This window comes from Streptomyces camponoticapitis, assembly GCF_014646115.1.
Lineage (GTDB): Bacteria > Actinomycetota > Actinomycetes > Streptomycetales > Streptomycetaceae > Streptomyces > Streptomyces camponoticapitis.
Genome location: NZ_BMMV01000011.1, coordinates 171,864 through 195,631, shown reverse-complemented (window position 1 = coordinate 195,631; position 23,768 = coordinate 171,864). Strand labels below are relative to the sequence as shown.

Genomic DNA, 23,768 nt, shown 5'->3' with positions numbered 1-23,768 from the left:
GGACTCCCGGGGCCCCGCCCCGGGGCCGCGCCCCCGAACGCCGGACGGGCCGAACACGCCGATCCATGCCTTGGAGGCACTGTGAGTACGCCGTATCCCTTCACCGCACTCGTCGGGCAGGACGATCTGCGGCTCGCGCTGCTGCTCAACGCCGTGTCCCCGGCCGTGGGCGGGGTGCTCGTGCGGGGTGAGAAGGGGACCGCCAAGTCCACCGCCGTACGAGGGCTCTCGGCGGTGCTGCCCGACGTCGCCGTCGTCGCGGGCTGCCGCTTCTCCTGCGACCCGGGAGCTCCCGACCCGGCATGCCCCGACGGGCCGCACGAGACGGGGCCGGGGGCTTCGCGGCCCGCGCGGGTGGTCGAACTGCCGGTCGGCGCCTCCGAGGACCGGCTGGTCGGCGCGCTCGACATCGAACGGGCCCTGGCGGAGGGCGTGAAGGCCTTCGAACCGGGACTTCTCGCCGACGCCAACCGGGGAATCCTGTACGTCGACGAAGTCAACCTGTTGCACGACCATCTGATCGACGTCCTCCTGGACGCCGCCGCGATGGGCGCCTCCTACGTGGAGCGTGAGGGCGTCTCCGTACGTCATGCCGCGCGGTTCCTGCTCGTCGGGACGATGAACCCCGAAGAGGGCGAGCTGCGGCCCCAGTTGCTCGACCGGTTCGGGCTCACCGTCGAGGTCACCGCCTCGCGCGAGCCCGATCTGCGGGTGGAGGTCGTACGGCGGCGGCTCGCCTACGACGACGACCCCGCCGGATTCGCCGCGCGCTGGGCCGACGAGGAGAACGAGCTGCGGGCCCGCATCGTGGCCGCGCGGGCGCTGCTGCCCGAGGTGCGGCTCGGCGACGCGGCGCTGCGGCAGATCGCCGCGACGTGCGCCGCGTTCGAGGTGGACGGCATGCGCGCCGACATCGTGATGGCCAGGACCGCGACGACGCTCGCCGCGTGGGCGGGGCGCACGGTCGTGCTCGCCGAGGACGTGCGGCAGGCGGCGCTGCTGGCGCTGCCGCACCGCAGGCGGCGCAATCCGTTCGACGCGCCCGGCCTGGACGAGGAGAAACTGGACGACACGCTGGAGGAGTTCGGCGGGGGCGAGGACGACTCGCCGGACGACGATCCGGACCCCGACGGGCCCGGAGGCGGGCAGCCGCCCCAGGACGGCTCCGACGGCCCGCAGGGGCCGGAAGCGCCCGAAGCACCCGGGGGTTCGGCCGATCCGGCGGACTCCCCCGAGCGGCCCGAAGAGGGGCAGGGCGGCCGGCCCGCCGGGGGCGGTGAACAGTCGGCCGTACGCGCCGCCGAGCCCTTCCGTACGAAGATGCTCAGCGTGCCCGGTCTCGGTGAGGGCGCGGCAGGACGGCGTTCACGGGCGCGTACCGACCACGGCCGTACGACCGGGGCCCGGCGGCCACGGGGCGCGCTGACCAAACTGCATCTGGCCGCGACCGTCCGGGCCGCCGCGCCGCACCAGCGGGCGCGCGGCCGTTCGGGGCGCGGGCTGGTCGTACGGCGCGACGATCTGCGGCAGGCGACCCGCGAGGGGCGCGAGGGCAATCTGGTGCTGTTCCTGGTGGACGCCTCCGGGTCGATGGCCGCGCGGCGGCGCATGTCGGCCGTCAAGGGAGCGGTGCTGTCGCTGCTCCTGGACGCGTACCAGCGGCGCGACAAGGTGGGTCTGATCACCTTCCGTGGGAAGGACGCCACGCTGGCGCTGCCGCCGACCTCCTCGGTCGACGCGGCGGCCGTACGGCTGGAGTCGCTGCCCACCGGCGGGCGGACCCCGCTGTCCGCCGGGCTGTTGAAGGCGCACGACGTCCTGCGGGTGGAGCGGATGCGCGATCCCGGGCGGCGCCCGCTGCTCGTCGTGGTCACGGACGGGCGGGCGACCGGCGGGGCCGATCCGGTGGCGCTCGGTACCCGCGCGGCGCGGCTGCACGCCGCCGAGGGCACGGCGTCGGTGGTCGTGGACTGCGAGTCGGGGCCGGTACGGCTGGGGTTGGCGGTCGCGCTCGCGGGAGAGCTGGGCGGCACGGCCGTCACACTCGACGAGCTGCGGGCGGACAGCATCGCGGGGCTGGTCAGGGATGTGCGGGGCGCCCAGGGCGCTTCTGGGGGCGCGCAGAGGAGGGTTGCCTGATGCCGCAGGGACAGCCGGCGGTCGTGCCGGACGACGGGCTCACCACCCGGCAGCGCCGTAACCGCCCGCTCGTCGTCGTCCACACGGGCATCGGCAAGGGCAAGTCGACGGCGGCGTTCGGGCTGGCGCTGCGGGGCTGGACGCAGGGCTGGCCGATCGGGGTGTTCCAGTTCGTCAAGTCGGCGAAGTGGAAGGTGGGCGAGGAGCACGCGCTGAAGGTGCTGGGGGCGAGCGGCGAGGGCGGTTCGGTCGACTGGCACAAGATGGGTGAGGGCTGGTCCTGGGTGCAGCGGGACAGTCAGCTTTCCAATGAGGACGCGGCGCGCGAGGGCTGGGAGCAGGTCAAGCGCGACCTGGCGGCGGAGACGTACCGGCTGTATGTGCTGGACGAGTTCGCGTACCCGATGCACTGGGGCTGGGTGGACACCGACGAGGTCGTACGGGTGCTGCGGGACCGGCCGGGGACGCAGCACGTCGTGATCACCGGGCGGAACGCGCCCGAGGCGCTGGTCGAACTCGCCGATCTGGTCACGGACATGACGAAGGTCAAGCATCCGATGGACGCGGGGCAGAAGGGGCAGAGGGGCATCGAGTGGTGAACACCGCCCCGGTCTCCGCCGTCTCGCCGGTGTCCGTGCCGCGGCTCGTCATCGCCGCGCCGGCGTCCGGCAGTGGCAAGACCACCGTCGCCACCGGGCTGATGGCGCTCTTCGCCGCGCGTGGCCTCGCCGTGTCCCCGCACAAGGTCGGGCCCGACTACATCGACGCGGGTTACCACGCGTTGGCGACGGGTCGGCCGGGCCGGAACCTGGACGCGTATCTGTGCGGTACGGAGCTGATCGGACCGCTCTTCGCGCACGGCGCGGCGGGCTGTGACCTGGCCGTCGTCGAGGGCGTGATGGGGCTGTACGACGGCGCCGCCGGACAGGGCGAACTCGGGTCCACCGCCCAGGTGGCGAAGCTGCTGCGCGCGCCCGTGGTGCTCGTCGTGGACGCGTCGTCGCAGTCGCGGTCGGTGGCGGCGCTGGTGCACGGGTTCGCTTCGTGGGACCCGGAGGTGCGGATCGGCGGGGTGATCCTCAACAAGGTCGCGTCCGACCGGCACGAGGCGTTGCTGCGTGAGGCGCTGGACGAGTCGGGGGTGCCGGTGCTCGGCGTGCTGCGGCGGGCGGCCGAGATCGAGACGCCGTCGCGGCACCTGGGGTTGGTGCCGGTGGCGGAGCGGTGGGAGGACGCGACGAGTGTTGTGCGGGGGGTGGCGGAGCGGGTGCGGGTGGGGTGTGACGTGGAGGGGTTGCTCCGGTTGGCGCGCGGTGCGCCGCCTTTGGACGTGGCGGTGTGGGATGCGGGGCGTGCGGTGCGGGAGGCGGGGGGTGGCGCCCGCGGCGGGCCTGTTCCCCTGCCCGCCCCTTCCCACCACCGGGGCTCCGCCCCGGACCCCGCTCCTCAAACGACGGAGGGGCTGAATCGGCCCGCCGGGCTCAAGGCGCCGGAGGGGCTGGATGCGCCCGTCGTCGCCGTTGCCGGGGGGTCCGCCTTCACCTTCTCCTACGCCGAGCACGCCGAGCTTCTCCGCGCCGCCGGCGCCGATGTCGTCGTCTTCGATCCTCTCCGGGACGAGCGACTGCCGCCCGGCACCGGGGGGCTGGTCGTCGGCGGTGGGTTTCCCGAGGTGTACGCGGCCGAGTTGGGGGCCAACGAACCCCTCCGGAGAGCCGTCGCCGAACTGGCCCGCTCCGGCGCCCCCGTGGCCGCCGAGTGCGCCGGGCTGCTCTATCTCGCGCGGTCGCTGGACGGGGCGCCGATGTGTGGTGTGCTCGGCGCCGACGCGCGGATGTCGGAGCGGCTGACGCTCGGATACCGGGAGGCCGTCGCCGTCGGGGACAGCGTCCTCGCCGCCGCCGGAACGCGCCTGCGGGGGCACGAGTTCCACCGGACCGTGCTCGAACCGGGGGCCGGTACGGCGCCCGCGTGGGGGCTCGTGCGGCCGGAGCGCCGGGTCGAGGGATTCGTACAGCGGGGCGTGCACGCGAGCTATCTGCATACGCACTGGGCGGCGGCGCCCGGCATGGCACGGAGATTCGTCGAAAGGTGCACGGCATGAGCGGCAGACTCGTCGGGATCGGGGTGGGGCCCGGTGACCCCGAACTGATAACGGTGAAGGGCGTGCGTCTCCTGCGGGAGGCGGACGTCGTGGTCGTACCCGTCATGGCGGCGGCCGACGGCACGGACGGCGGGGAGCCCGGCCGCGCCGAGGCGACCGTGCTGCACCACGTCGGTGCCGAGAAGGTGCGGCGTGTGGTCTTCGCGCTCAACGAGCGCGCCGACCGGGCCCGTCGTGAGGCCGCCTGGGACGCGGCGGGCGAGCGCGTCGCCGGGCTGCTGCGCGCGCATCCGTACGGAAGCGTGGCGTTCGCGACGATCGGCGACCCGAACGTCTACTCGACCTTCACCTATCTCGCGCAGACCATCGGTGAGTTGGTACCGGGCACGGTCGTGGAGACCGTGCCGGGGATCACCGCCATGCAGGACCTGGCCGCACGCGGCGGCGCCGTTCTTGCCGAGGGCACCGAGCCGTTGACGCTGGTGCCGGTGACGGCGGGCGCCTCCGTACTGAAGGACGCCCTGGACGGTCCGGGCACCGTGGTGGCGTACAAGTTCGGGCGGCTGGCCGGTGAGGTCGCCACCGCGCTGCGGGAGACCGGCCGTACGCAGGGCGCGGTGTGGGGGTCGGCGCTGGGGCTGCCGGAGGAGTCGATCCGCCCCGCCTCCGAACTGGAACAGGGGACGCTGCCGTATCTTTCGACGCTCATCGCACCCGCGCGGCGCGACGGCGGGCGCGGGGGCAAGCTGTGAGCGCCCGCCGACGCGGGTCAGTTGGCCAGCGCCACCACCAGCCAGATGAAGCCCACGCCGCCGACGGTGCACAGCAGCGTCGACAGCGCCGGGTGTTCGTGGTGGGCCTCGGGCAGGATCTCGGCGGCGGCCAGATACAGCAGTGCGCCGCCGAAGAACCCGAGATAGCTGCCGACCAGTTCCTCCGGAAGGGTGAACAGCAGCGTGGAGGCCGCCCCGACGACGGGCGCGACGGCGTCGGCGAAGAGCATCGTGAACGCCCTGCGGCGGTCGTTCCCGTAGAGGCTCGTGAGGGTGTACGTGTTGAAGCCGTCGGCGAAGTCGTGGGTGATGACGGCGAGCGCGACGGTCGCGCCCATGCCGCCGCCGACCTGGAAGGCGGCGCCGAGCGCGATGCCGTCCATCAGGCTGTGCAGCACCATCGCGGACGCCGCCGTGAGGCCCACCTCGGGCGCGCGGTCGGTCCGGCCGGCGCCGCCGCTGTGGCCGTGCGCGGTCTCGGCGTCCGCCGCGCCGTGTGCGGCCCTGCGTACGGCCAGCAGCCGCTCCACGACGTGTGCGAAGAGGAATCCGCCGACGAACAGCAGAAGCGCCCGGTGGACGCCCAGGAAGTCCTCGCCCGCCGCGTCCATGGCCTCCGGCAGCAGTTCGAGACCGACCACGCCGAGCATCAGCCCGCCGGCCAGACCGAGTACCAGATGGCGGCGGTCGGTGACGCGCTGCGCCGTCCAGCCGCCGAAGAGCGTCATGAGGAACGCGCCGAGCGCGACGAACACCGCCATGCGCCCTTGCTAGCCGATCGGACCCCCGGTCCGCACCTCCACGTTCACCCCTTCCGCTCCCCCGCCCCGTTGACCCGCGAGGACCCCCGCTCATGACCGATCACACCGCCGGCAAGGTGACCTTCGTCGGCGCGGGCCCCGGCGCCGCCGACCTGCTGACCTTCCGCGCCGCGCGCGCCATCGCCGCGGCCGACGTCGTCATCTGGGCGGCCAGCCTGGTGCAGGAGGAGGTGCTCGACCACGCGCGCGAGGGCGCCGAGATCCTCGATTCGGCGGCGCTGTCTCTGGAGGACGTCGTCGCCGTGTACGAACGGGCGGCGCGCGAGGGGCTGAAGGTCGCCCGGATCCACTCCGGGGACCCGGCCCTGTGGGGCGGTACGCAGGAGCAGGTGGACCGCTGCGACGCGCTCGGTCTGGAGGTGGAGATCGTGCCGGGCGTCTCGTCGTTCTCGGCGGTCGCCGCCGTCGCTGGGCGGGAGCTGACGATTCCGGAGATCGCGCAGTCGGTGATCCTGACCCGGCTGGGCGGCGGCAAGACGCCGATGCCGCCGGGTGAGGAGGTACGGGAGTTCGCCAGGCACGGCACGACGATGGCGGTGTTCCTGTCGGCCGCGCGGTCGGGACAGCTCACGCAGGAGCTTCTGGAGGGCGGCTATCCGACCTCGACGCCGGTCGTCGTCGCCCATCAGGTGACCTGGCCGGAGGAGCTCGTCGTGCGCTGCACGATCGGCACGCTGGAGGAGACCGTCAAGGAGCACAAGCTCTGGAAGCACACCCTGTTCCTGGTCGGACCGGCGCTGTCCGCGTCGGGAACGCGCTCGCACCTCTACCACCCCGGGCACTTCCACGGGTTCCGGCGGGCCGATCCCGCCGCCCGCAAGGCTCTGCGCGAGGAGCGGACCCGGGGCGCCGCACGGTGATCACCGTCATCGGTACGGGGACGGGGACACCGCTCTCCGCGGACTCCCTGCGGGCCCTGGCCGAGGCGACGCTGGTCGTCGGCGGGCGGCGGCATCTCAAGGAGGCCGCGGCGGTGGCCGGACTGCCCGAAGGAATCCCACGGGTCGAGCTCGGGCCGCTGGCGCCCGCGCTGGACGTGATCGCTCGGCACCACGCCGGTGCGGACGCCGGGCGTGCCGTGGTGCTGGCCTCGGGCGACCCGGGGCTGTTCGGGATCGTACGGGCGCTGGCCGGGCGTTTCGGGGCCGGCGCTCTCGACGTACGGCCCGCCGCCCCGTCCGTCGCCGTGGCGTTCGCCCGGATCGGCCTGCCGTGGGACGACGCGGTCGTCGTCAGCGCGCACGGACGCGACCTCCGTACGGCGGTCAACGTCTGCCGCGCGCATCCCAAGGTGGGGGTGCTGACCGGTCCCGGAGCGGGCCCGGCCGAACTGGGCGCGGCTCTCGCGGGCACCGGGCTGCCGCGCACGCTCGTCGTCGCGTCGGCGCTGGGCGACCCGGACGGCGAGCGGGTCCAGCGTCTGTCCCCCGCCGAGGCGGCGGGCCGCGAGTGGCCCGAGCCGCTCACCGTGGTGCTCTGCCTGGACGAGGTGCGGGCGCACGCCCCGGTCCCGCGCACGCTGGCCGGTAGCGGCCCGGGGCCCGCGCGCTGGGCGCTCGGCGAGGAGGAGTTCGCGCACCGCGACTCCATGATCACCAAGTTCGAGGTGCGTGCGCTGGCACTGGCCAGGCTCGGGCCGAGGACGGGCGACCTGGTGTGGGACGTCGGCGCGGGCTCGGGTTCGGTGGCCGTGGAGTGCGCGCGCTTCGGCGCGGCGGCGATCGCGGTGGAGAAGTCGCCCGACGGTGTCGAACGCGTCCGCGCCAACGCGCTGGCGCACGGCGTCGACGTCCAGACGGTGCACGGTGCCGCCCCGGCGGCGCTGTCCCGACTGCCCGATCCGGACGCCGTGTTCGTCGGTGGCGGCGGCCGTGAACTGTCCGCCGTCGTCACGGAGTGCGCGCGCCGGGCGCGCCGGACGGTCGTGGTGTCGGTGGCCGCCCTGGACCGGGTGCCGGCGGTGCGGGCGGCCCTGACCGACGCCGGGTTCGCCACCGGCGGCGTACTGCTGCACTCCTCGCGGCTCGCGCCGCTGCCCGGCGACGTGACCCGTCTCGCGGCCACGAACCCTGTCTTCCTGCTGTGGGGCGACCGCCCCGCCGCGCCGGAACCCCACCCCCTGCAAGGAGCGACCCAGTGATCGGCCTGATCTCCGCGACGGCGGCGGGCGCCTCGGCCCGCGACCGCCTGGCCACGGCCTGGCCCGGCCGCACGCGCGTCTACGACGGTCCGGTGGGCCGGGCGGTGGAGCGCGCGTTCGCCGAGTGCGAACAGTTGGTGTGCTTCCTCGCCACGGGGGCGACGGTGCGGCTGCTGGCCCCGCTGCTCGCCGGCAAGACGACCGACCCGGGTGTCGTGTGTGTCGACGAGGCGGGGCGGTACGCGGTGTCACTGCTCGGCGGCCACGGCGGCGGGGCGAACTCCCTGGCGTCGGAGGTCGCGTCGGTCCTGGCGGCCACGCCGGTGATCACGACGGCGACGGACGCCACGGGCGTCCCGGGCCTCGACACGCTGGGCCTGCCGGTCGAGGGCGCCCTGGCGGCGGTCACGCGCGCGGTGCTCGACGGCGCGCCGGTGGCGCTGCGGGCGGACGCCGTGTGGCCGCTGCCACCGCTGCCACCGAACGTGACGCGCGGCGGGGCGGACACCGTGACGCCGGGCGGCGCCACCCTCCTCCTCACCGACCGGGTCGTGCCCCTCGGGCCGACGGACGTCGTCCTGCGCCCGCCCTCGCTGGTCGTCGGCGTCGGCGCCGGCAGGGGCGTGAGCGGCGACGAGGTGTACGACGTCGTCCGGGACGCCCTGCGGGACGCCGGGCTGTCGGTGCTCAGCGTCGCGGAGCTGGCCACGGTCGACGCCAAGGCGGACGAGCCGGGGATCGTCGAGGCGGCCGGCAGGCTCGGGGTGCCCGTCAGGACGTATCCGGCCGGCGTGCTGGCCGGGGTCGCCGTGCCCAACCCGTCCGACGCGCCCCTCGCGGCCGTCGGCACCCCGTCCGTCGCCGAGGCCGCGGCGCTCACCGCCGGGCGCGGCGGTGAACTCCTCGTACAGAAGCGGAAGTCCAGCCCGGAGGGGCGGCCCGCGATGGCGACCTGCGCCGTCGTGCGCAGGCCTCCGCGCGGGCGGCTCGCCGTCGTCGGGCTCGGGCCCGGCGCCCGGGACCTGCTGACTCCGCGCGCCACGGCCGAACTGCGGCGCGCGTCGGTGCTGGTCGGGCTCGACCAGTACGTCGACCAGATCAGGGACCTCCTCCGGCCCGGCACGCGCGTCATCGAGTCGGGGCTCGGCCACGAGGAGGAGCGGGCCCGTACGGCGGTGGCGGAGACCCGGGCGGGCCATGCCGTGGCCCTCATCGGCAGCGGCGACGCGGGCGTGTACGCGATGGCGTCGCCCGCGCTCGCGGAGGCGGCCGACGACATCGAGGTGGTGGGCGTACCGGGTGTGACGGCCGCGCTGGCCGCCGCCGCGATTCTCGGCGCGCCCCTGGGACACGACCACGTCTCGATCAGCCTGTCCGACCTGCACACGCCGTGGGAGGTCATCGAACGCCGCGTCCGCGCGGCGGCCGAGGCCGACATCGTGGTGACCTTCTACAATCCGCGCAGCCGGGGCCGGGACTGGCAACTGCCCAAGGCGCTGGAGCTGTTGGCGGAGCACCGTACGGCGACGACGCCTGTCGGAGTCGTACGCAACGCGTCCCGCCCCGACGGCACCAGCCGGCTCACCACGCTCGCCCGGCTCGACCCGGCGACGGTGGACATGATGACGGTGGTGACGGTGGGCAACACGGCCACGCGTGAGATCGCGGGCCGTATGGTCACGCCCCGGGGCTACCGGTGGCAGTCGGAGGGAGCCCGATGAACCTCGACCCCGCTGTGGACCGAGTCGTCCGTCCCCGAGTCGTCCATCCCATCGAGGAGGAGTCGTTCCGCAGGCTGCGCGCCCGCGTCGACACCTCGCACCTCGCGCCGCTCACACGCGCCGTCGTGGAGCGCGTGATCCACTCGGCGGCCGATCCGGCGTATCTGGACGATCTCGTCTGCGACGAGGCCGCGTTGGCCGCCGCGCACGGCGCGCTGCACGCGGGCGCGCCGGTCGTCGCCGACGTAAAAATGGTCGCCGCCGGCATCACCCGCCGCACCGCGGTCTGCCGTCTTGAGGAGGCCGTGTCCGGGCCGGGGCTCACCCGTTCCGCGCACGCGGTGCGCCTGGCGTACGAAGAGGTCGGCCCCGGCGCGCTCTGGGTGATCGGCTGCGCCCCCACCGCGCTGGAGGAGCTGCTGCTCCTGGACGCCGCGCCCGCGCTCGTGATCGGGCTCCCGGTCGGCTTCGTCGGCGCCGTCGAGTCCAAAGCCGCGCTGCGCGACAGCGGGCTGCCCGCGGTGAGCAACGTCTCGGAGAAGGGCGGCTCCGCCGTGGCCGCCGCGGCGCTCAACGCCCTGCTCTACCACCCGTATCAGCCACCCCGGCACCACCTCGCCAAGGAGAACGCGTGACCACCCCCCGACCCGCACTGCTCATCGCCGGCCACGGCACCAGGGACACCGGGGGCGCCGAGGCCTTCCGGGAGTTCGTACGGGAGTTGGGCAGGCGGCACCCCGAACTGCCCGTGGCGGGCGGCTTCATCGAGCTGTCGGCGCCGCCCATCGGCGACGCCGTGGCCGAACTCGTCGAGCGGGGTGTCACCCGGTTCGCCGCCGTCCCTCTGATGCTGGTGTCCGCCGGGCACGCCAAGGGCGACATACCGGCCGCGCTCAGGCGCGAGCGGGAGCGCCACCCGGGGATCTCGTACACCTACGGCCGTCCGCTCGGCCCGCACCCCGGGCTGCTCACGGTCCTCGAACGGCGCCTGGAGGAGGCCCTGGCGGGCCTTGAGGGGTTCGACGGCGACAGGTCCGAGGTGACCGTGCTGCTGGTGGGGCGCGGTTCGACCGACCCCGACGCCAACGCGGAGGTACTGAAGGCGGCGCGGCTTCTTTGGGAGGGGCGCGGTTACGCGGGCGTGGAGACGGCCTTCGTGTCACTGGCGGCGCCGGACGTGCCGAGCGGGCTCGACCGCTGCGTACGGCTCGGGGCGCGCCGGATCGTGGTCCTGCCGTACTTCCTGTTCACCGGGATCCTGCCGGAGCGGGTCGTGCGGCAGACACGGGAGTGGGCGGCGGCGCATCCGGAGACCGAGGTGGCCTCGGCCGATGTGGTGGGTCCCACGGAGGAGTTGCTGGACCTGGTCATGGAGCGCTATCGCGAGGCGGTCCAGGGCGATCTGCGGATGAACTGCGACTCGTGCGTCTACCGGATCGCGCTGCCCGGTTTCGAGGACAAGGTGGGGGCGCCGCAGCAGCCGCACTTCCACCCCGACGACGACGGGCACGACGGGCACGGACATGGCGGCCACGGGCATCAGCACGGCAGCGGACACGGCAGTCATGCGCACGCGCACTGACTCCGACGACCCCGTCTCCCCCGGCCTCGCCCACCACGATCTGCGGCACCACGGCGACGCCGAGGTGCGGGACGACGGCGCGGACCTGACCGACCTCGCGGTCAACGTCCGCCCCGGCACACCCCCCGACTGGCTGCGGGAGCGGATCGCCGCGTCGCTCACCACCCTCGCTGCCTACCCGGACGGACGCGCCGCACGGGCCGCCGTCGCCGCGCGCCACGGGCTGCCGGTGGAGCGGGTGCTGCTGACCGCGGGTGTCGCGGAGGCGTTCGTCCTGCTCGCCCGCGCGCTTCCCGCGCGCCACCCGGTCGTGGTGCACCCGCAGTTCACGGAGCCGGAGGCGGCGCTGGCCGGCGCGGGGCACACCGTACGGCGCGTGCTGCTCGACGCCGGTGACGGCTTCCGGCTGGATCCGGCGGCCGTCCCCGAGGAGGCGGATCTGGTGGTGGTCGGCAATCCGACGAACCCGACGTCCGTGCTGCATCCGGCCGAAGACCTCCTTCGACTGGCGCGTCCGGGGCGGACGCTGGTCGTGGACGAGGCGTTCATGGACGCGGTGCCCGGGGAGCCGGAGGCGCTGGCCGCGCGCGGCGACGTCCCCGGGCTCGTGGTGCTGCGCAGCCTGACCAAGACGTGGGGGCTCGCCGGTCTGCGGATCGGCTACGTACTGGCCGATCCGGCGACCGTCGCGGCTCTCGCGGCGGCCCAGCCGCTCTGGCCGGTCTCGACGCCCGCGCTGGCCGCCGCCGAGGCGTGCGTGACACCCGCCGCGCTCGCGGAGGCCGAGGCCGCCGCGCGCCGCAAGGCGGTGGAGCGGGCCCATCTGCTGGCCGGGCTGGCCGAGTTCGACGGCGTACGCGCCGTGGAACCGGCCGCGGGGCCCTTCGTGCTCGTGGCGACGGACTCGGCCGACGCGGTACGGGAGCGGCTGCGCGCGCTGGGCTTCGCCGCGCGGCGCGGTGACACGTTCCCGGGGCTCGGGCCGCGGTGGCTGCGGCTCGCGGTGCGGGACCGGGAGACGACGGACCGCTTCCTCCGGGCGCTCGGCCTCGCCCTGTCGGCGGTCCGCGCCTGAGCGGCGCACGCCTACGGGACGGGTCGTCGGACGGGCCCGGGCCGGTCCGACGACCGCGCCCCGTCAGCTCCTGTCGCGCCCGCGCACCAGCAGCATCGCGCCGCCGCCCACGGCGAGCAGCAGCACCGCCCCGCCCACCAGATACGGCGTCGTCGAACTGCCTCCCGTCTCGGCGAGGTTCTCGGGGGCCGGCTCCGAGGCCGTCTGCGGTTCGACACCCTCCTTCTCCGGCTCCGGGCGCTCCTGCTCCACCGGCTCGGCGGGTGCCTCACAGGTCGCCTCGGCGAGCGTGAGGGTGCCCTGGACGTCGGCGACGTTCAGCTTGAGCGGATTCACCGCCACCCGCAGTCCGAGCGCGGTCGCGGCGGCGGTACGGGACGTGGTCCGCGTCTTCGACAGGTCGAGCGTCACCTCGCCGACGCCCGGCACCTCGACGCGGGTGGGCCCGCCCGCTGTCAGCGTGACCTTCTTACCGAGGACGGTGACGGAGCCGAGCAGGTTGGACTCGGCGACGGGCTTCTTCCCGACCTCGCAGACCGCCTTGGAGGTGACCTCCTGGACCTCGATGAGCGACAGCAGCGGCAGCCCGGGGACATGGACCTTGGCGCGGGCGATGTCGGCGTAACCCTCGGCCTTGCGGTCGTCGGCGGTCGCCCGCGCGGTCGCGGCGTCGGCGCGCAGCAGGGTGAAGGGCCTGCCCTTGTCGACCCCGTCGAGTTCGACGGTCAGCGCGGTCCTGTCGGCGTCGGCCGGGGCCCGCACCTCGTTGAGCGACGCCCGCAGGGGCACCTCGACCGACTTGTTGAGCAGGGACACGTCGAGGGCGGTCCGCAGAACGACCGCGCCCGCCTTGCCCTTTCCCGAGGTCGCTCCGGTTCCTCCGGTGGCCTGCGCCGGGGCGGCGAGCACGACGGGCGCCGCGACCAGGGCCGCGGCTGCGGCCAGTGCGGCGGAGCGGCGTGCGGGCATGCGGAAGACATTGCTGTTCAAGATGGTGGAACCCCCACAGAGATTTGACGTCGCCGACCGGCCGGCACGGGGACACATGGGCGGCGGCGACCGAGACACCGGAATCCTTACGCACCGAGAGTGAACTGGCGGACACCTGCGGTGAGTTCACTCCAAAGTGGGGTTTCCGTGTCCACGTTCGAATCTGCGGGTACGGGCGTTCCTCCCGGCCACCCACACGGAGGACGCACGGTCGCGCACCCGGCCGTTCCGGCAGGGGCGCGCCGAACGTCAGCCCACGACGCGCCCGTTGAGCACGATCCGCCGCGGCGCCGCCAGCACCCGCACATCCACCCTCGGGTCCCCGTCCAGCACCACCAGATCGGCCGGAGCGCCCTCCTCAAGGCCCGGACGCCCCAGCCAGGCCCTCGCACTCCACGCGGTCGCCGATACCGCCTCCAGCGGCGGAATACCGGCTTTCACCAACTCCGCGACCTCGTCGGCCACCAGACCGTGCGCCAGGGAACCGCCCGCGTCCGTGCCGACGAAGACCGGGATGCCCGCGTCGTACGCGTCGCGCACCGTGTCGTAACGGCGTTCGTGCAGCCGCCGCATATGGGCCGACCAGCGCGGGAACTTGGTCTCGGCGCCCGCGGCGAGATCCGGGAACGTGGCGATGTTGACCAGCGTGGGGACGATCGCGACGCCGCGCTCGGCGAAGAGCGGGATCAGGTCGCCGGTGAGCCCCGTCGCGTGCTCGACGCAGTCGATCCCCGCCTCGACGAGGTCGCGCAGCGCGACCTCCGCGAAGCAGTGAGCCGTCACGCGGGCGCCGAGCCGGTGCGCCTCCGCGATCGCCGCCTCGACGTCGCCGCGCGGCCAGCACGCGGTCAGGTCCCCGGCCTCACGGTCGATCCAGTCGCCGACGAGCTTGACCCAGCCGTCGCCGCGCCGGGCCTCCTGGGCGACGAGCGCGACGAGGTCGCCGGGCTCGACCTCGTGGGCGAAGTTACGGATGTAGCGGCGGGTGCGCGCGATGTGCCGGCCCGCCCTGATGATCTTCGGCAGATCGTCACGGTCGTCGATCCAGCGGGTGTCGGACGGCGACCCCGCGTCGCGCAGCAGCAGCGTGCCCGCGTCCCGGTCGGCGAGCGCCTGCTTCTCGCTCGTCGCCTCGTCCACCGGGCCCCGGGTGTCCAGACCCACATGGCAGTGGGCGTCGACCAGGCCCGGCACGGCCCAGCCCGCGACCGTCCGGATGTCACGCGCGCCGGACGGGCGTTCATAGGTGGTCCGCCCGTCCACCACCCACAGCTCGTCCCTGACGTCGTCGGGACCGACGAGCACCCGCCCCTTCACATGCAGCACCGCGCGATCACTCATGGGCCGAACTTTACGAGGCGCTGAGTACTCTCGACGAGGGAGTGTCCGAACACCGTTCGAGCGACGACCGACCCGCCCCGACCGCCCACCGACCGACCCGAAGAGAGCACACCGCCGTGACCCACCCCCTGCTGGATCTGACGCCCCTCACCCCCGCCCACTTCGCGGCCGTCGAGCGACGGGTCGCCGCCCTGCTCGACACCGAGCAGGACGTGGTGATCATGCAGGGTGAGGCGCTGCTTCCCCTGGAGGGCTGCGTCCGCGGCGGCGCCCGCCCCGGCTCGACCGCGCTGAACGTCGTCACCGGTCCGTACGGCCGGACCTTCGGCAACTGGCTCCGCGAATGCGGTGCCACGGTCGTGGACCTTCAGGTGCCCTTCCACGGCGCGGCGACCGCCGAGCAGGTCGAGCGCGCGCTGGCCGAGCACCCGGAGATCGACTTCGTGTCGCTGGTGCACGCGGAGGCGGCCACCGGAAACACCAACCCCGTGGCCGAGATCGGCGAGGTCGTCCGCGCCCACGGGGCCCTGTTCATGCTGGACGCCGTCGCGTCCGTCGCGGCCGAGCCGCTGCTGCCCGACGCCTGGGGCGTCGACCTGTGCGTGATCGGCGCGCAGAAGGCCATGGGCGGCCCCGCCGGGGTCTCCGCGGTGTCGGTCAGCGCCCGCGCCTGGGAGCGGCTGGCCGCGAATCCGGGGGCGCCGCGCCGCTCGTACCTCTCGCTCCTCGACTGGAAGGAGCGCTGGATCGACACCGGCCGTGCCGCTCTGCCGCACGCCCCGGCCCAGCTGGAGATGCTGGCCCTGGACGCCTGCCTGGAACGCATCGAGGAAGAGGGGCTCGCCACCCGAATGGCGGCACATGCCTCGGCGGCCTCGGCCACCCGATCGGGCGCGCTCGCACTCGGCGGTGGAATTGAGCCGTACGTGTACTCCGCGCGGGACGCCGCGCCGGTCGCGACCACGCTGCGCACCCCCACCGGGATCGACGCCGCCGCGCTGGTCGCCGACGCCCTGGCCGCCGATCCCTCGGTGCCCCTGATCGCCGGGGGCGGGGCGCTGGCGAAGGAGATGATCCGGGTCAACCACTACGGCTCCGACGCCACCCAGCGAGCGGTGCGCTCGTCGCTCGCCGCACTGGGCGCCGCGCTGAGGGCCGCGGGCGCCGATATCGATCCCGCGGCGGCCGAGAAGGCAGTATCCGACAGTTGGCCCGCAATCGCATCCTGAAAACAAAGGAAGCGTTAATTCGAGAATACGGGAATACATTCTTCTCCGCACAGCTTCCCGTATTCGTCTGCCCGCTTTTTTTGATCCTAAACGCCAAGGTTTCAACAACGGCGAGGGCGTAATTCCGACAGGGGTCGAGAGCGTTACGCATATGTGACCGAGTACACAAGCGCGCCCGTCTTGCCCGGTACCTCCTGGTCAAACCACCCCATACCCCCTACCCGTCACCGTGGCGCACGCGCCCGCGTGATAACACAGATCGGGTCGCCGCCCAACCCCTGCCGACGATGCGATTTCCGAATCCGCTCGGTAAATTCAATAGACATGACTGCCGTCCAAGCAGACCTTGCAGGTGTCCGAAGCGAATTCACGCGATCCCTCCGGATCGACGCCCCACGAGTGGAGGACGGGGCCGCGATCTGGCGCATCGCACGCGATTCCGAGGTGCTCGACCTGAACTCCTCGTACAGCTATCTGCTGTGGTGTCGTGACTTCGCCGCGACCTCGGTCGTGGCCCGCGACACCTCCTCCGGAGCCGACGGGGCCCCCATCGCCTTCGCCACGGGCTACATCAGGCCCGAGAGGCCGGAGGCCCTGGTCGTCTGGCAGGTGGCCGTCGACAGCGCCCACCGGGGCAAGGGCCTCGCGGGCACCCTGCTCGACTCACTCGTCGGACGGGTCACCGAGGAGCAGGGGATCACCTCTGTCGAGACGACCGTCACCCCCGACAACACGGCGTCGGACCGCATGTTCCACGCCTTCTCCGAGCGTCATGGCGCGACCCTGGAGCGCGAAGTGCTCTTCGACGGGGAGCTCTTCCCCGACGAGGGACACCAGCCCGAGGTGCTGTACCGGATCGGCCCGCTCACGACCTGAGCAGAGCGCCACTCCCCCAATCCCTCACTCCTCTCTCCCCCACCCTTCAGGAGACTGCTATGACCATCACCCCGCCCGTCCTGAGTGTCTTCGAGACCCTCGAATCCGAGGTACGGAGCTACTGCCGCGGCTGGCCGGCCGTGTTCGACCGCGCGCAGGGCAGCCGTCTCACCGACGAGGACGGTCACAGCTACCTCGACTTCTTCGCCGGCGCCGGTTCTCTCAACTACGGGCACAACAACCCCGTACTGAAACGGGCGCTGATCGACTACATCGAGCGCGACGGCATCACCCACGGCCTGGACATGGCGACCACCGCGAAACGCGCCTTCCTGGAGTCGTTCCAGAGTGTGGTGCTGCGGCCCCGTGACCTGCCGTACAAGGTGATGTTCCCGGGCCCCACGGGCACCAACGCCGTCGAGTCGGCACTCAAACTGGCCCGCAAGGTGAAGAACCGCGAGTCGATCGTCTCCTTCACCAACGCCTTCCACGGCATGTCGCTGGGCTCGCTCGCCGTCACCGGCAACGCGTTCAAGCGCGCCGGAGCGGGCATCCCGCTGGTCCACGGCACCCCGATGCCGTTCGACAACTACTTCGACGGCCAGGTCCCGGACTTCCTCTGGTTCGAGCGGCTGCTCGGCGACCAGGGCTCCGGGCTCAACAAGCCCGCCGCCGTCATCGTCGAGACGGTGCAGGGCGAGGGCGGCATCAACGTCGCCCGCGCCGAGTGGCTGCGCGCGCTCGCCGATCTGTGCGAGCGCCAGGACATGCTGCTCATCGTCGACGACATCCAGATGGGCTGCGGACGCACCGGCGGGTTCTTCTCCTTCGAGGAGGCCGGCATCACCCCGGACATCGTCACGCTGTCGAAGTCCATCAGCGGCTACGGCATGCCGATGGCGCTGACGCTCTTCAAGCCGGAGCTGGACATCTGGGAGCCCGGCGAGCACAACGGCACGTTCCGCGGCAACAACCCCGCCTTCGTGACCGCCGCCGCCGCGCTCAACACCTACTGGGCCGACGGCCAGATGGAGAAGCAGACCCTGGCGCGCGGCGAGCAGGTCGAACGCGCACTGCTGGCCATAGTCGAGGAGTGCGCGCCCGACAGTGTGAGCTTCCGCGGCCGTGGCCTCGTCTGGGGCATGGAGTTCGAGGACAAGCAGCGGGCCGGCGCGATCTGCCGCCGCGCCTTCGAACTGGGGCTCCTCCTGGAGACCTCCGGCCCGGAGAGCGAGGTCGTGAAACTGCTTCCCGCGCTGACCGTCACGCCCGAGGAACTGGACGAGGGCCTGCGCACGCTGGCCCGCGCCGTACGAGAGACCGCCTGACCGCGAAGGTCACCCCTGGGGCCCGGGTCTGACCCGGGCCCCAGGGGGGCACCCGAACAAGACAACGCGGCACAGCACAGCAGCACGCCGCAGCACAGAAGGGTCCCAGTCACCGTGATCGTCTCATCGTTGAAGGACATCGAGAACACCGACCGCCACGTGAAATCGGCGTCGGGCACCTGGGAGAGCAAGCGCCTGGTGCTTGCCAAGGAGAAGGTCGGCTTCTCCCTGCACGAGACCGTGCTCTACGCGGGTACCGAGACACCGATGTGGTACGCGAACCACATTGAGGCGGTGCTGTGCGTGGAGGGCGAGGCCGAACTCACCAACGACGACACGGGCGAGACGCACTGGATCGTCCCCGGCACGATGTACCTGCTCGACGGCCACGAGAAGCACACGCTCCGTCCGAAGACCGACTTCCGCTGTGTCTGCGTCTTCAACCCGCCGGTGACAGGGCGGGAGGACCACGACGAGAACGGCGTATACCCGCTGCTGACCGAGGAGGGCTGAACGACCATGACCACCGCCCCTGCACGCACCGACCTGTACCCGACCCGTGGCGTGGGTGAGGTGACCACCCCGCGTCAGGACCCCGTCGTCTGGTCACCCCCCGGCACCCCCGGCCCGGTCACTCCTGGCGAGCTCCAGGGGCTGGAGCGGGACGGATTCCTCAGCGTCGACCAGCTGATCGGCGCCGACGAGGTGGCGCTCTACCGCGCCGAGCTCGACCGGCTGGTCACCGACCCGGCTGTCCGGTCCGACGAGCGCTCGATCATCGAGCCCAAGTCCCAGGACGTACGGTCGGTGTTCGAGGTCCACAAGATCAGTGAGCTCTTCGCCGGTCTGGTGCGCGACGAGCGTGTGGTGGGCCGGGCCCGGCAGATCCTCGGCTCGGACGTGTACGTCCACCAGTCCCGTATCAACGTGAAGCCGGGCTTCGGCGCCTCGGGCTTCTACTGGCACTCGGACTTCGAGACGTGGCACGCCGAGGACGGTCTGCCGAACATGCGGACCATCTCCGTGTCGATCGCGCTGACCGAGAACTTCGACACCAACGGCGGCCTGATGATCATGCCCGGGTCGCACAAGACCTTCCTGGGCTGCGCGGGCGAGACGCCGAAGGACAACTACAAGCAGTCGCTGAAGATGCAGGACGCGGGGACGCCCTCGGACCAGGCGCTCACCGCCCTCGCCTCGGAGCACGGCATCAAGCTCTTCACGGGCAAGGCCGGTTCGGCGACGTGGTTCGACTGCAACTGCATGCACGGCTCGGGCGACAACATCACCCCGTTCCCGCGCAGCAACGTCTTCATCGTCTTCAACAGCGTGGAGAACGCGGCGGTCGAGCCGTTCGCGGCGCCCGCCCCGCGGCCGTCGTTCATCGGCTCCAGGGACTTCACGCCGGTCCGCTGAGTCCGCCTTCGCGGAAGGTGCGGGGCCGGTCGTCACGACCGGCCCCGCACCCATGGGTGGGACCCGGTGCTCAGCCCGCGAGGACGTCGAGCGCGCGGTCCACGTCCGCCGTGGAGTTGTACAGATGGAAGGCGGCGCGCAGATTGCCCGCGCGGACGGCCACCTTCACGCCCGCCGCCACCAGCCGGGGATGCAGGTCGCCGAGGCCGGGGACGGCCACGACGGTGGAGCCGGGGGCGGCGACCGGCTCGTGTCCGAGGGAGGCCAGGCCGGCCCGGAAGCGGTCGGCGAGCGCGGTGACATGGGTGTGGATCCGCTCGACGCCGACCTCCTCCAGCACGGCCAGGGACTGTTCGGCGCCGTGGTACGCGAGGAACGCCGTCGGCTCGTCGAACCGGCGGGCGGAGTGGGCCAGTTGCTCGACCGGGCCGTACGTGCTGGCCCAGATGGACTCGCCCGAGACCCATCCCGCGTGGATGGGCACCAGGCTCTCCTGCGCCTCCTCGGTGACGGTCAGGAACGAGGTGCCGCGCGGGCTCACCAGGAACTTGTAGCCACCGGTGACCGTGTAGTCGTACGCCCCCGCGTCCACGGGCAGCCAGCCCGCCGCCTGGGTGCAGTCGAGAAGCGTACGGGCGCCGTGCGCCGCGGCCGCGGCCCGTACCGCAGGCAGATCGGCGATACGGCCGTCGCCGGACTGGACGGCCGAGACGGCCACCAGCGCGGTCTCCGGCCGGACTTCGCCGGCCAGCGACTCCAGCGGCACGTATCGCGGCTTGAGATCACCGCGTACGGCGAACGGGGTGACGACGGAGCTGAACTCGCCCTCGGCCATGAGGACTTCGCTGCCCGGCGGCACCGAGGCCGCGATCAGACCGACATGGACCGCCACGGAGCCCCCGACGGCCACGCGCCCGGCGGGAACCCCCACGAGGCGGGCGAACGAGGCACGGGCGGCGTCCACCGAGTCGAAACTGCCCCCGCCGTCCCCTGCCCCGGTGCCGTTCTCGGCGGCCAGCGCCTGTACCGCCTCGACGGCCCGGCGCGGGAGCAGACCGCAGGTGGAGGTGTTCAGATACGTCGTCGCGGGCTCGAACTCGGAGCCTCCCAGACTGTTCATGACCTCACCCTGGGACCCCCGCCCCTCTCAGTCAATCACGCCTTCCCCAGGGGAAGGCCCAAGGGATCCTTATGGATGGGTGTGGGACCCCGGGATCTCGCAGGAGCCGTCCGCGTCGCAAGTGGCGGCCGGGTCGTCCCCCGTGACGCCTCCGACCGGCGTGATCGCACGTCCCTGCCACGCCTGTTCCAGCGCCTGGGTGAAGACCTCGGCGGGCTGGCCGCCGGAGACACCGTAGCGGCGGTCGAGGACGAAGAAGGGCACGCCGGTCGCGCCGAGTTCGGCGGCCTCCCGTTCATCGGCCCGTACCTCGTCGGCGAACGCGTCCTCGTCCGCGAGGAGCACCCGCGTCTCGGCCTCGTCGAGGCCCGCCTCCACGGCGAGATCGACCAGCGTCTCCAGGTCGTAGACGGAGCGCTCCTCGGCGAAGTTCGCCCGGTAGAGCACGCTCAGCAGCTCGTCCTGCCGGCCGCGTGCCTTGGCCAGATGGAGCAGCCGGTGGATGTCGAAGGTGTTGCCGTGGTCCCGGTCGCCGACGCGGTAGCCGAGCCCTTCGGAGCGCGCGTGCGAGGCCACCTGCTCCTCCATGGCGAGGGCTTCCTGCCGGGAGCGGCCGAACTTGGCGGCGATCATGTCGACCACGGGAGCGACGTCGTCCTTGGCGTGCCCGGGGTCGAGCTCGAAGGAACGGTGCACCACCTCGACGTCGGCCCGGTGCTCGAAGGATTCGAGTCCCTTCTCGAACCGGGCCTTGCCGATGTAGCACCAGGGACAGGCGATGTCGCTCCAGATCTCCACGCGCATGTGTCTGCTTCTCTCCAGGGCAGGTCGGTGCGGAGCCTCCCTCCGCTCCTACCGCAACCCGTCGGACACACGTCCCATTCCCGGCTGTCCCGGCCGTCTCACCGCGCCCCGGCCGAGACCCGGCGCACGACGCTGAGCAGGTACTCCTTCCGGTTGAGCGGGTCGTGGTCGGTACGGGAGCGGACCGGGGGCGGGCCCTGGACGGGCTGGTGGTGGTCGAAGGACGCCTCCAGGACCCCCTCGCCGCTCGTGAGTGTCGGCAGCTGTTGTTCGAGGGCGTGCACCTGGGCCGCCGGAATCTCGCCCTCCACCACATACGACGTCCCGCGCACCGACGGTGTGTGCGGCACGGCCCGCCGCCGGGCGAGAGCGGGCAGGACCACTCCGAACGTGTCGGCCGGTACATCGAGGCGGAAGTGGTGCATCGGTTCGCACACGACCGTGCCCGCGTCCTTCAGCGCGGCCATCAGCACCAGCGGGGTCAGCAGCCGGAAGTCACCGCCGGTGCTCGACATGCTCTTGTCGAACGTGGCGTGGGCGTGACTCTGCCGGGGCGCGTAGCCGCAGCGGGTCAGCACGACGACGCAGTCGGGGACCGCCCACCCGTACAGCCCCTCGCGCAGGGTGAGCCGCACGGTGTCCTCGATGGCTTTCATGAACGCGTAGGGCATGGAACCGAGTTCGACCTCCAGCCGGAATTCCACGCCGCTGCCGGGCGGCGCGGGTTCGACCCGCAGTCCGACGGTCGCGAGGAACGGATTGGGTTCCTTTCCCATGACCTCCGCCGCGTTTCCCGTTCCGGCGAGCCTTTCGACACAGATCGTCGTCGTCTCATGGAAGGTGACGTCGACGCCGTATTCGTCGGCGAGCGTCGCCTGGATGACCTCTTTCTGCACCTCGCCGTAGAGCGAGACCGAGATCTCCCCCCGGATCTCGTCCTGCCGCAGATTGATCAGCGGGTCCTGCTCGGCCAGTTGGGTGAGCGCGGCGTGCAGCGCGCCCTTGTCGGCCCGGTCGCCGGGGACGACGACGGTCTCCAGCGTCGGCGGGGAGAAGTGGCGGCGGGCGGCGGTGGCGGCGGCCGGGTCGCCGATCACGTCGCCGATCCGGATGTCACCGAGCCCCCAGAGCTTGCCGATCCGGCCCGCGCCGACGGAGGCGCGGCGCACCGACGAGCCGTCCTCGAAGACGTTGATCGCGGTGACCCTGCCCTCGGCGCCGTCCCCGACCGGCAGCCGGTCGCGTACCCGCAGGGCGCCGGAGAACATCCGTACGTACGCGATCTTCTCGCCGGCCGAGCCGCGCTCGACCTTGAAGACCGAGCCCGACGCCGGACCCCGTTCGTCGCCCGCCGTGACGGGCAGCAGTTCCCTGATGGCGCCGGTGAGCGTGTCCACTCCCGCGCCCGACACGGCCGAGCCGAAATACACCGGATGGATCAGCGCCCGCCCGGTCCGCGCGGCCAGTTCGCGGCGGAGCCTGTCGTACGAGAGGCGGGCCGGGTCCTCGACGTACGCCGCGAGGAAGGCGTCGTCCTGTTCGGCCAGTCGCTCGGCCAGCTGGCCGGTCGGGGAGAAGGCCGGGTCCGTCGCCCCGTACGGAATGAAGTCGGCGCCGCGCGTGCCGAGTCGGCGTACCGATCCCATCGGGACGACCGCGGGTGTGAGCTTCGCGGCGAGATCACGCAGGAGGCCGTCGTGGCGGGCACCGGCACGGTCGATCTTGTTCACGAAGACGAGCGTGGGGACGCGCAGCCTGCGCAGCGTCCGCATCAGGACGCGCGTCTGCGCCTGGACACCCTCGACGGCCGAGACGACCAGGACGGCGCCGTCGAGCACACTCAGGACTCTCTCCACCTCGGCGATGAAATCCGGGTGTCCTGGGGTGTCGATGAGATTGACGGTGACGTCGTCGATGGCGAACGAGACGACGGCGGACTTGATGGTGATGCCGCGTTGGCGTTCGAGTGCCAGGGAATCGGTCTGCGTGTTCCCGTCGTCGACACGGCCGATCTCGTCGATGACTCCGGCGGCGTGCAGCAGCCGCTCAGTCAGGCTGGTCTTACCGGCGTCGACGTGCGCCAGGATTCCCAGGTTGAGCGTACTCACTAAGCGTCATGTCCTTTGAATAGGCAGGGGTTCCCTTCCGCTGGATGGACAGTGACGCTCGGCGCATGACGGCTCCTGGGGTGGTGTCGGGCTCGACGGCGGAGCGGCTCGGCCGCTCGGCTTGACGTCGGGGAGTACAGCAAACCCCCGACCGCCCGGCAAGCGATTTACCGGGTGTGTCGGGGGTCTCGGCCGCTGGGG

At 72.7% G+C, this 23,768-nt stretch carries 21 protein-coding genes; 15 read left to right on the top strand and 6 right to left on the bottom strand.

Annotated elements, in window-relative coordinates:
• The first annotated feature begins 81 nt into the window (after window positions 1-81).
• Genes IEY79_RS18905 through cobI form a run of 4 tightly spaced genes read left to right on the top strand, consistent with a single transcriptional unit; the run spans window position 82 to window position 4,995 of the window.
• Window positions 82-2,139, top strand: a complete 2,058-nt coding sequence (locus IEY79_RS18905; RefSeq protein ID WP_189108694.1) for a putative cobaltochelatase — start codon at window positions 82-84, stop codon at window positions 2,137-2,139.
• Window positions 2,139-2,738, top strand: coding sequence for a cob(I)yrinic acid a,c-diamide adenosyltransferase (cobO, locus tag IEY79_RS18900; RefSeq protein WP_189108693.1), 600 nt, complete (start codon window positions 2,139-2,141; stop codon window positions 2,736-2,738). Before IEY79_RS18905 ends, cobO begins: the two co-directional genes overlap by 1 nt.
• Complete coding sequence (locus IEY79_RS18895) at window positions 2,735-4,243, top strand: cobyrinic acid a,c-diamide synthase CobB (protein ID WP_373292577.1); 1,509 nt, start codon at window positions 2,735-2,737, stop codon at window positions 4,241-4,243. The genes cobO and IEY79_RS18895 overlap by 4 nt, the downstream gene beginning before the upstream one ends.
• Window positions 4,240-4,995 carry a precorrin-2 C(20)-methyltransferase gene (gene cobI / locus IEY79_RS18890; RefSeq protein WP_189108692.1) on the top strand — a complete coding sequence of 252 codons (756 nt, stop codon included), beginning with the start codon at window positions 4,240-4,242 and terminating at the stop codon, window positions 4,993-4,995. The genes IEY79_RS18895 and cobI overlap by 4 nt, the downstream gene beginning before the upstream one ends.
• 17 nt (window positions 4,996-5,012) lie before the next feature.
• On the opposite strand, the gene IEY79_RS18885 is transcribed toward cobI, so the two are convergent.
• On the bottom strand, window positions 5,013-5,777 hold the full coding sequence (locus tag IEY79_RS18885) for a ZIP family metal transporter (protein WP_189108691.1): 765 nt from the start codon (window positions 5,775-5,777) through the stop codon (window positions 5,013-5,015).
• 92 nt (window positions 5,778-5,869) lie between these two features.
• Here IEY79_RS18885 and cobM point away from each other — a divergent pair, with 92 nt between their 5' ends.
• Genes cobM through cobC form a run of 6 tightly spaced genes read left to right on the top strand, consistent with a single transcriptional unit; the run spans window position 5,870 to window position 12,355 of the window.
• Window positions 5,870-6,697 carry a precorrin-4 C(11)-methyltransferase gene (gene cobM / locus IEY79_RS18880; protein ID WP_189108690.1) on the top strand — a complete coding sequence of 276 codons (828 nt, stop codon included), beginning with the start codon at window positions 5,870-5,872 and terminating at the stop codon, window positions 6,695-6,697.
• Window positions 6,694-7,977 (top strand): precorrin-6y C5,15-methyltransferase (decarboxylating) subunit CbiE, encoded by a 1,284-nt coding sequence (cbiE, locus tag IEY79_RS18875; protein WP_189108689.1) that lies wholly within the window; start codon window positions 6,694-6,696, stop codon window positions 7,975-7,977. Before cobM ends, cbiE begins: the two co-directional genes overlap by 4 nt.
• Window positions 7,974-9,698 carry a precorrin-3B C(17)-methyltransferase gene (gene cobJ / locus IEY79_RS18870; RefSeq protein WP_189108688.1) on the top strand — a complete coding sequence of 575 codons (1,725 nt, stop codon included), beginning with the start codon at window positions 7,974-7,976 and terminating at the stop codon, window positions 9,696-9,698. Before cbiE ends, cobJ begins: the two co-directional genes overlap by 4 nt.
• Window positions 9,695-10,333, top strand: a complete 639-nt coding sequence (locus IEY79_RS18865) for a precorrin-8X methylmutase (RefSeq protein WP_189108687.1) — start codon at window positions 9,695-9,697, stop codon at window positions 10,331-10,333. The genes cobJ and IEY79_RS18865 overlap by 4 nt, the downstream gene beginning before the upstream one ends.
• Window positions 10,330-11,280: a sirohydrochlorin chelatase gene (locus tag IEY79_RS18860; RefSeq protein ID WP_189108686.1), complete on the top strand. Its 951-nt coding sequence runs from the start codon at window positions 10,330-10,332 to the stop codon at window positions 11,278-11,280. Before IEY79_RS18865 ends, IEY79_RS18860 begins: the two co-directional genes overlap by 4 nt.
• Window positions 11,264-12,355, top strand: coding sequence for an Rv2231c family histidinol phosphate aminotransferase CobC (gene cobC / locus IEY79_RS18855; RefSeq protein ID WP_189108685.1), 1,092 nt, complete (start codon window positions 11,264-11,266; stop codon window positions 12,353-12,355). Before IEY79_RS18860 ends, cobC begins: the two co-directional genes overlap by 17 nt.
• Window positions 12,356-12,418: 63 nt before the next feature.
• Here cobC and IEY79_RS18850 read toward each other — a convergent pair whose 3' ends face one another.
• Window positions 12,419-13,345: an SCO1860 family LAETG-anchored protein gene (locus IEY79_RS18850; protein WP_373292576.1), complete on the bottom strand. Its 927-nt coding sequence runs from the start codon at window positions 13,343-13,345 to the stop codon at window positions 12,419-12,421.
• A gap of 249 nt (window positions 13,346-13,594) precedes the next feature.
• Entirely contained in the window at window positions 13,595-14,686 is a 1,092-nt protein-coding gene (locus IEY79_RS18845; protein ID WP_189108683.1) for an amidohydrolase family protein, read from the bottom strand.
• Between the two features lie 116 nt (window positions 14,687-14,802).
• On the opposite strand from IEY79_RS18845, the gene IEY79_RS18840 reads away from it, so the two are divergent.
• The 5 genes from IEY79_RS18840 (at window position 14,803) to thpD (ending at window position 19,535) form a co-directional block, all read left to right on the top strand.
• A complete protein-coding gene (locus IEY79_RS18840) occupies window positions 14,803-15,915 on the top strand; it encodes a pyridoxal-phosphate-dependent aminotransferase family protein (RefSeq protein WP_189108682.1) in 1,113 nt (370 codons plus the stop codon).
• Between the two features lie 324 nt (window positions 15,916-16,239).
• Complete coding sequence (gene ectA / locus IEY79_RS18835) at window positions 16,240-16,791, top strand: diaminobutyrate acetyltransferase (RefSeq protein WP_189108681.1); 552 nt, start codon at window positions 16,240-16,242, stop codon at window positions 16,789-16,791.
• A gap of 59 nt (window positions 16,792-16,850) precedes the next feature.
• The gene (gene ectB / locus IEY79_RS18830; protein ID WP_189108680.1) at window positions 16,851-18,119 is read left to right on the top strand and encodes a diaminobutyrate--2-oxoglutarate transaminase; all 1,269 of its coding nucleotides are present in this window, start codon (window positions 16,851-16,853) and stop codon (window positions 18,117-18,119) included.
• 114 nt (window positions 18,120-18,233) lie between these two features.
• Window positions 18,234-18,632 carry an ectoine synthase gene (locus tag IEY79_RS18825; RefSeq protein WP_189108679.1) on the top strand — a complete coding sequence of 133 codons (399 nt, stop codon included), beginning with the start codon at window positions 18,234-18,236 and terminating at the stop codon, window positions 18,630-18,632.
• Between the two features lie 6 nt (window positions 18,633-18,638).
• Complete coding sequence (thpD, locus tag IEY79_RS18820) at window positions 18,639-19,535, top strand: ectoine hydroxylase (RefSeq protein ID WP_189108678.1); 897 nt, start codon at window positions 18,639-18,641, stop codon at window positions 19,533-19,535.
• A 70-nt stretch (window positions 19,536-19,605) separates the two neighbouring features.
• Here the strand turns inward: thpD and IEY79_RS18815 are convergent, their stop codons facing one another.
• The 3 genes from IEY79_RS18815 to IEY79_RS18805 all read right to left on the bottom strand — a co-directional run bounded on the left by IEY79_RS18815 (window position 19,606) and on the right by IEY79_RS18805 (window position 23,567).
• Complete coding sequence (locus tag IEY79_RS18815; protein WP_189108677.1) at window positions 19,606-20,655, bottom strand: aminotransferase class V-fold PLP-dependent enzyme; 1,050 nt, start codon at window positions 20,653-20,655, stop codon at window positions 19,606-19,608.
• A 69-nt stretch (window positions 20,656-20,724) separates the two neighbouring features.
• Window positions 20,725-21,459 carry a DsbA family oxidoreductase gene (locus IEY79_RS18810; RefSeq protein WP_189108676.1) on the bottom strand — a complete coding sequence of 245 codons (735 nt, stop codon included), beginning with the start codon at window positions 21,457-21,459 and terminating at the stop codon, window positions 20,725-20,727.
• A 98-nt stretch (window positions 21,460-21,557) separates the two neighbouring features.
• Complete coding sequence (locus tag IEY79_RS18805; protein WP_189108675.1) at window positions 21,558-23,567, bottom strand: elongation factor G; 2,010 nt, start codon at window positions 23,565-23,567, stop codon at window positions 21,558-21,560.
• Between the last annotated feature and the right edge of the window lie 201 nt (window positions 23,568-23,768).

Coding starts and splice junctions, on each gene's coding strand:
- cobO (WP_189108693.1), top strand. CDS start 2,139: ATGCCGCAGGGACAGCCGGCGGTCGTGCCGGACGACGGGCTCACCACC.
- cobI (WP_189108692.1), top strand. CDS start 4,240: ATGAGCGGCAGACTCGTCGGGATCGGGGTGGGGCCCGGTGACCCCGAA.
- IEY79_RS18885 (WP_189108691.1), bottom strand. CDS start 5,777: ATGGCGGTGTTCGTCGCGCTCGGCGCGTTCCTCATGACGCTCTTCGGC.
- cobM (WP_189108690.1), top strand. CDS start 5,870: ATGACCGATCACACCGCCGGCAAGGTGACCTTCGTCGGCGCGGGCCCC.
- IEY79_RS18865 (WP_189108687.1), top strand. CDS start 9,695: ATGAACCTCGACCCCGCTGTGGACCGAGTCGTCCGTCCCCGAGTCGTC.
- cobC (WP_189108685.1), top strand. CDS start 11,264: ATGCGCACGCGCACTGACTCCGACGACCCCGTCTCCCCCGGCCTCGCC.
- IEY79_RS18845 (WP_189108683.1), bottom strand. CDS start 14,686: ATGAGTGATCGCGCGGTGCTGCATGTGAAGGGGCGGGTGCTCGTCGGT.
- ectA (WP_189108681.1), top strand. CDS start 16,240: ATGACTGCCGTCCAAGCAGACCTTGCAGGTGTCCGAAGCGAATTCACG.
- ectB (WP_189108680.1), top strand. CDS start 16,851: ATGACCATCACCCCGCCCGTCCTGAGTGTCTTCGAGACCCTCGAATCC.
- thpD (WP_189108678.1), top strand. CDS start 18,639: ATGACCACCGCCCCTGCACGCACCGACCTGTACCCGACCCGTGGCGTG.
- IEY79_RS18815 (WP_189108677.1), bottom strand. CDS start 20,655: ATGAACAGTCTGGGAGGCTCCGAGTTCGAGCCCGCGACGACGTATCTG.
- IEY79_RS18810 (WP_189108676.1), bottom strand. CDS start 21,459: ATGCGCGTGGAGATCTGGAGCGACATCGCCTGTCCCTGGTGCTACATC.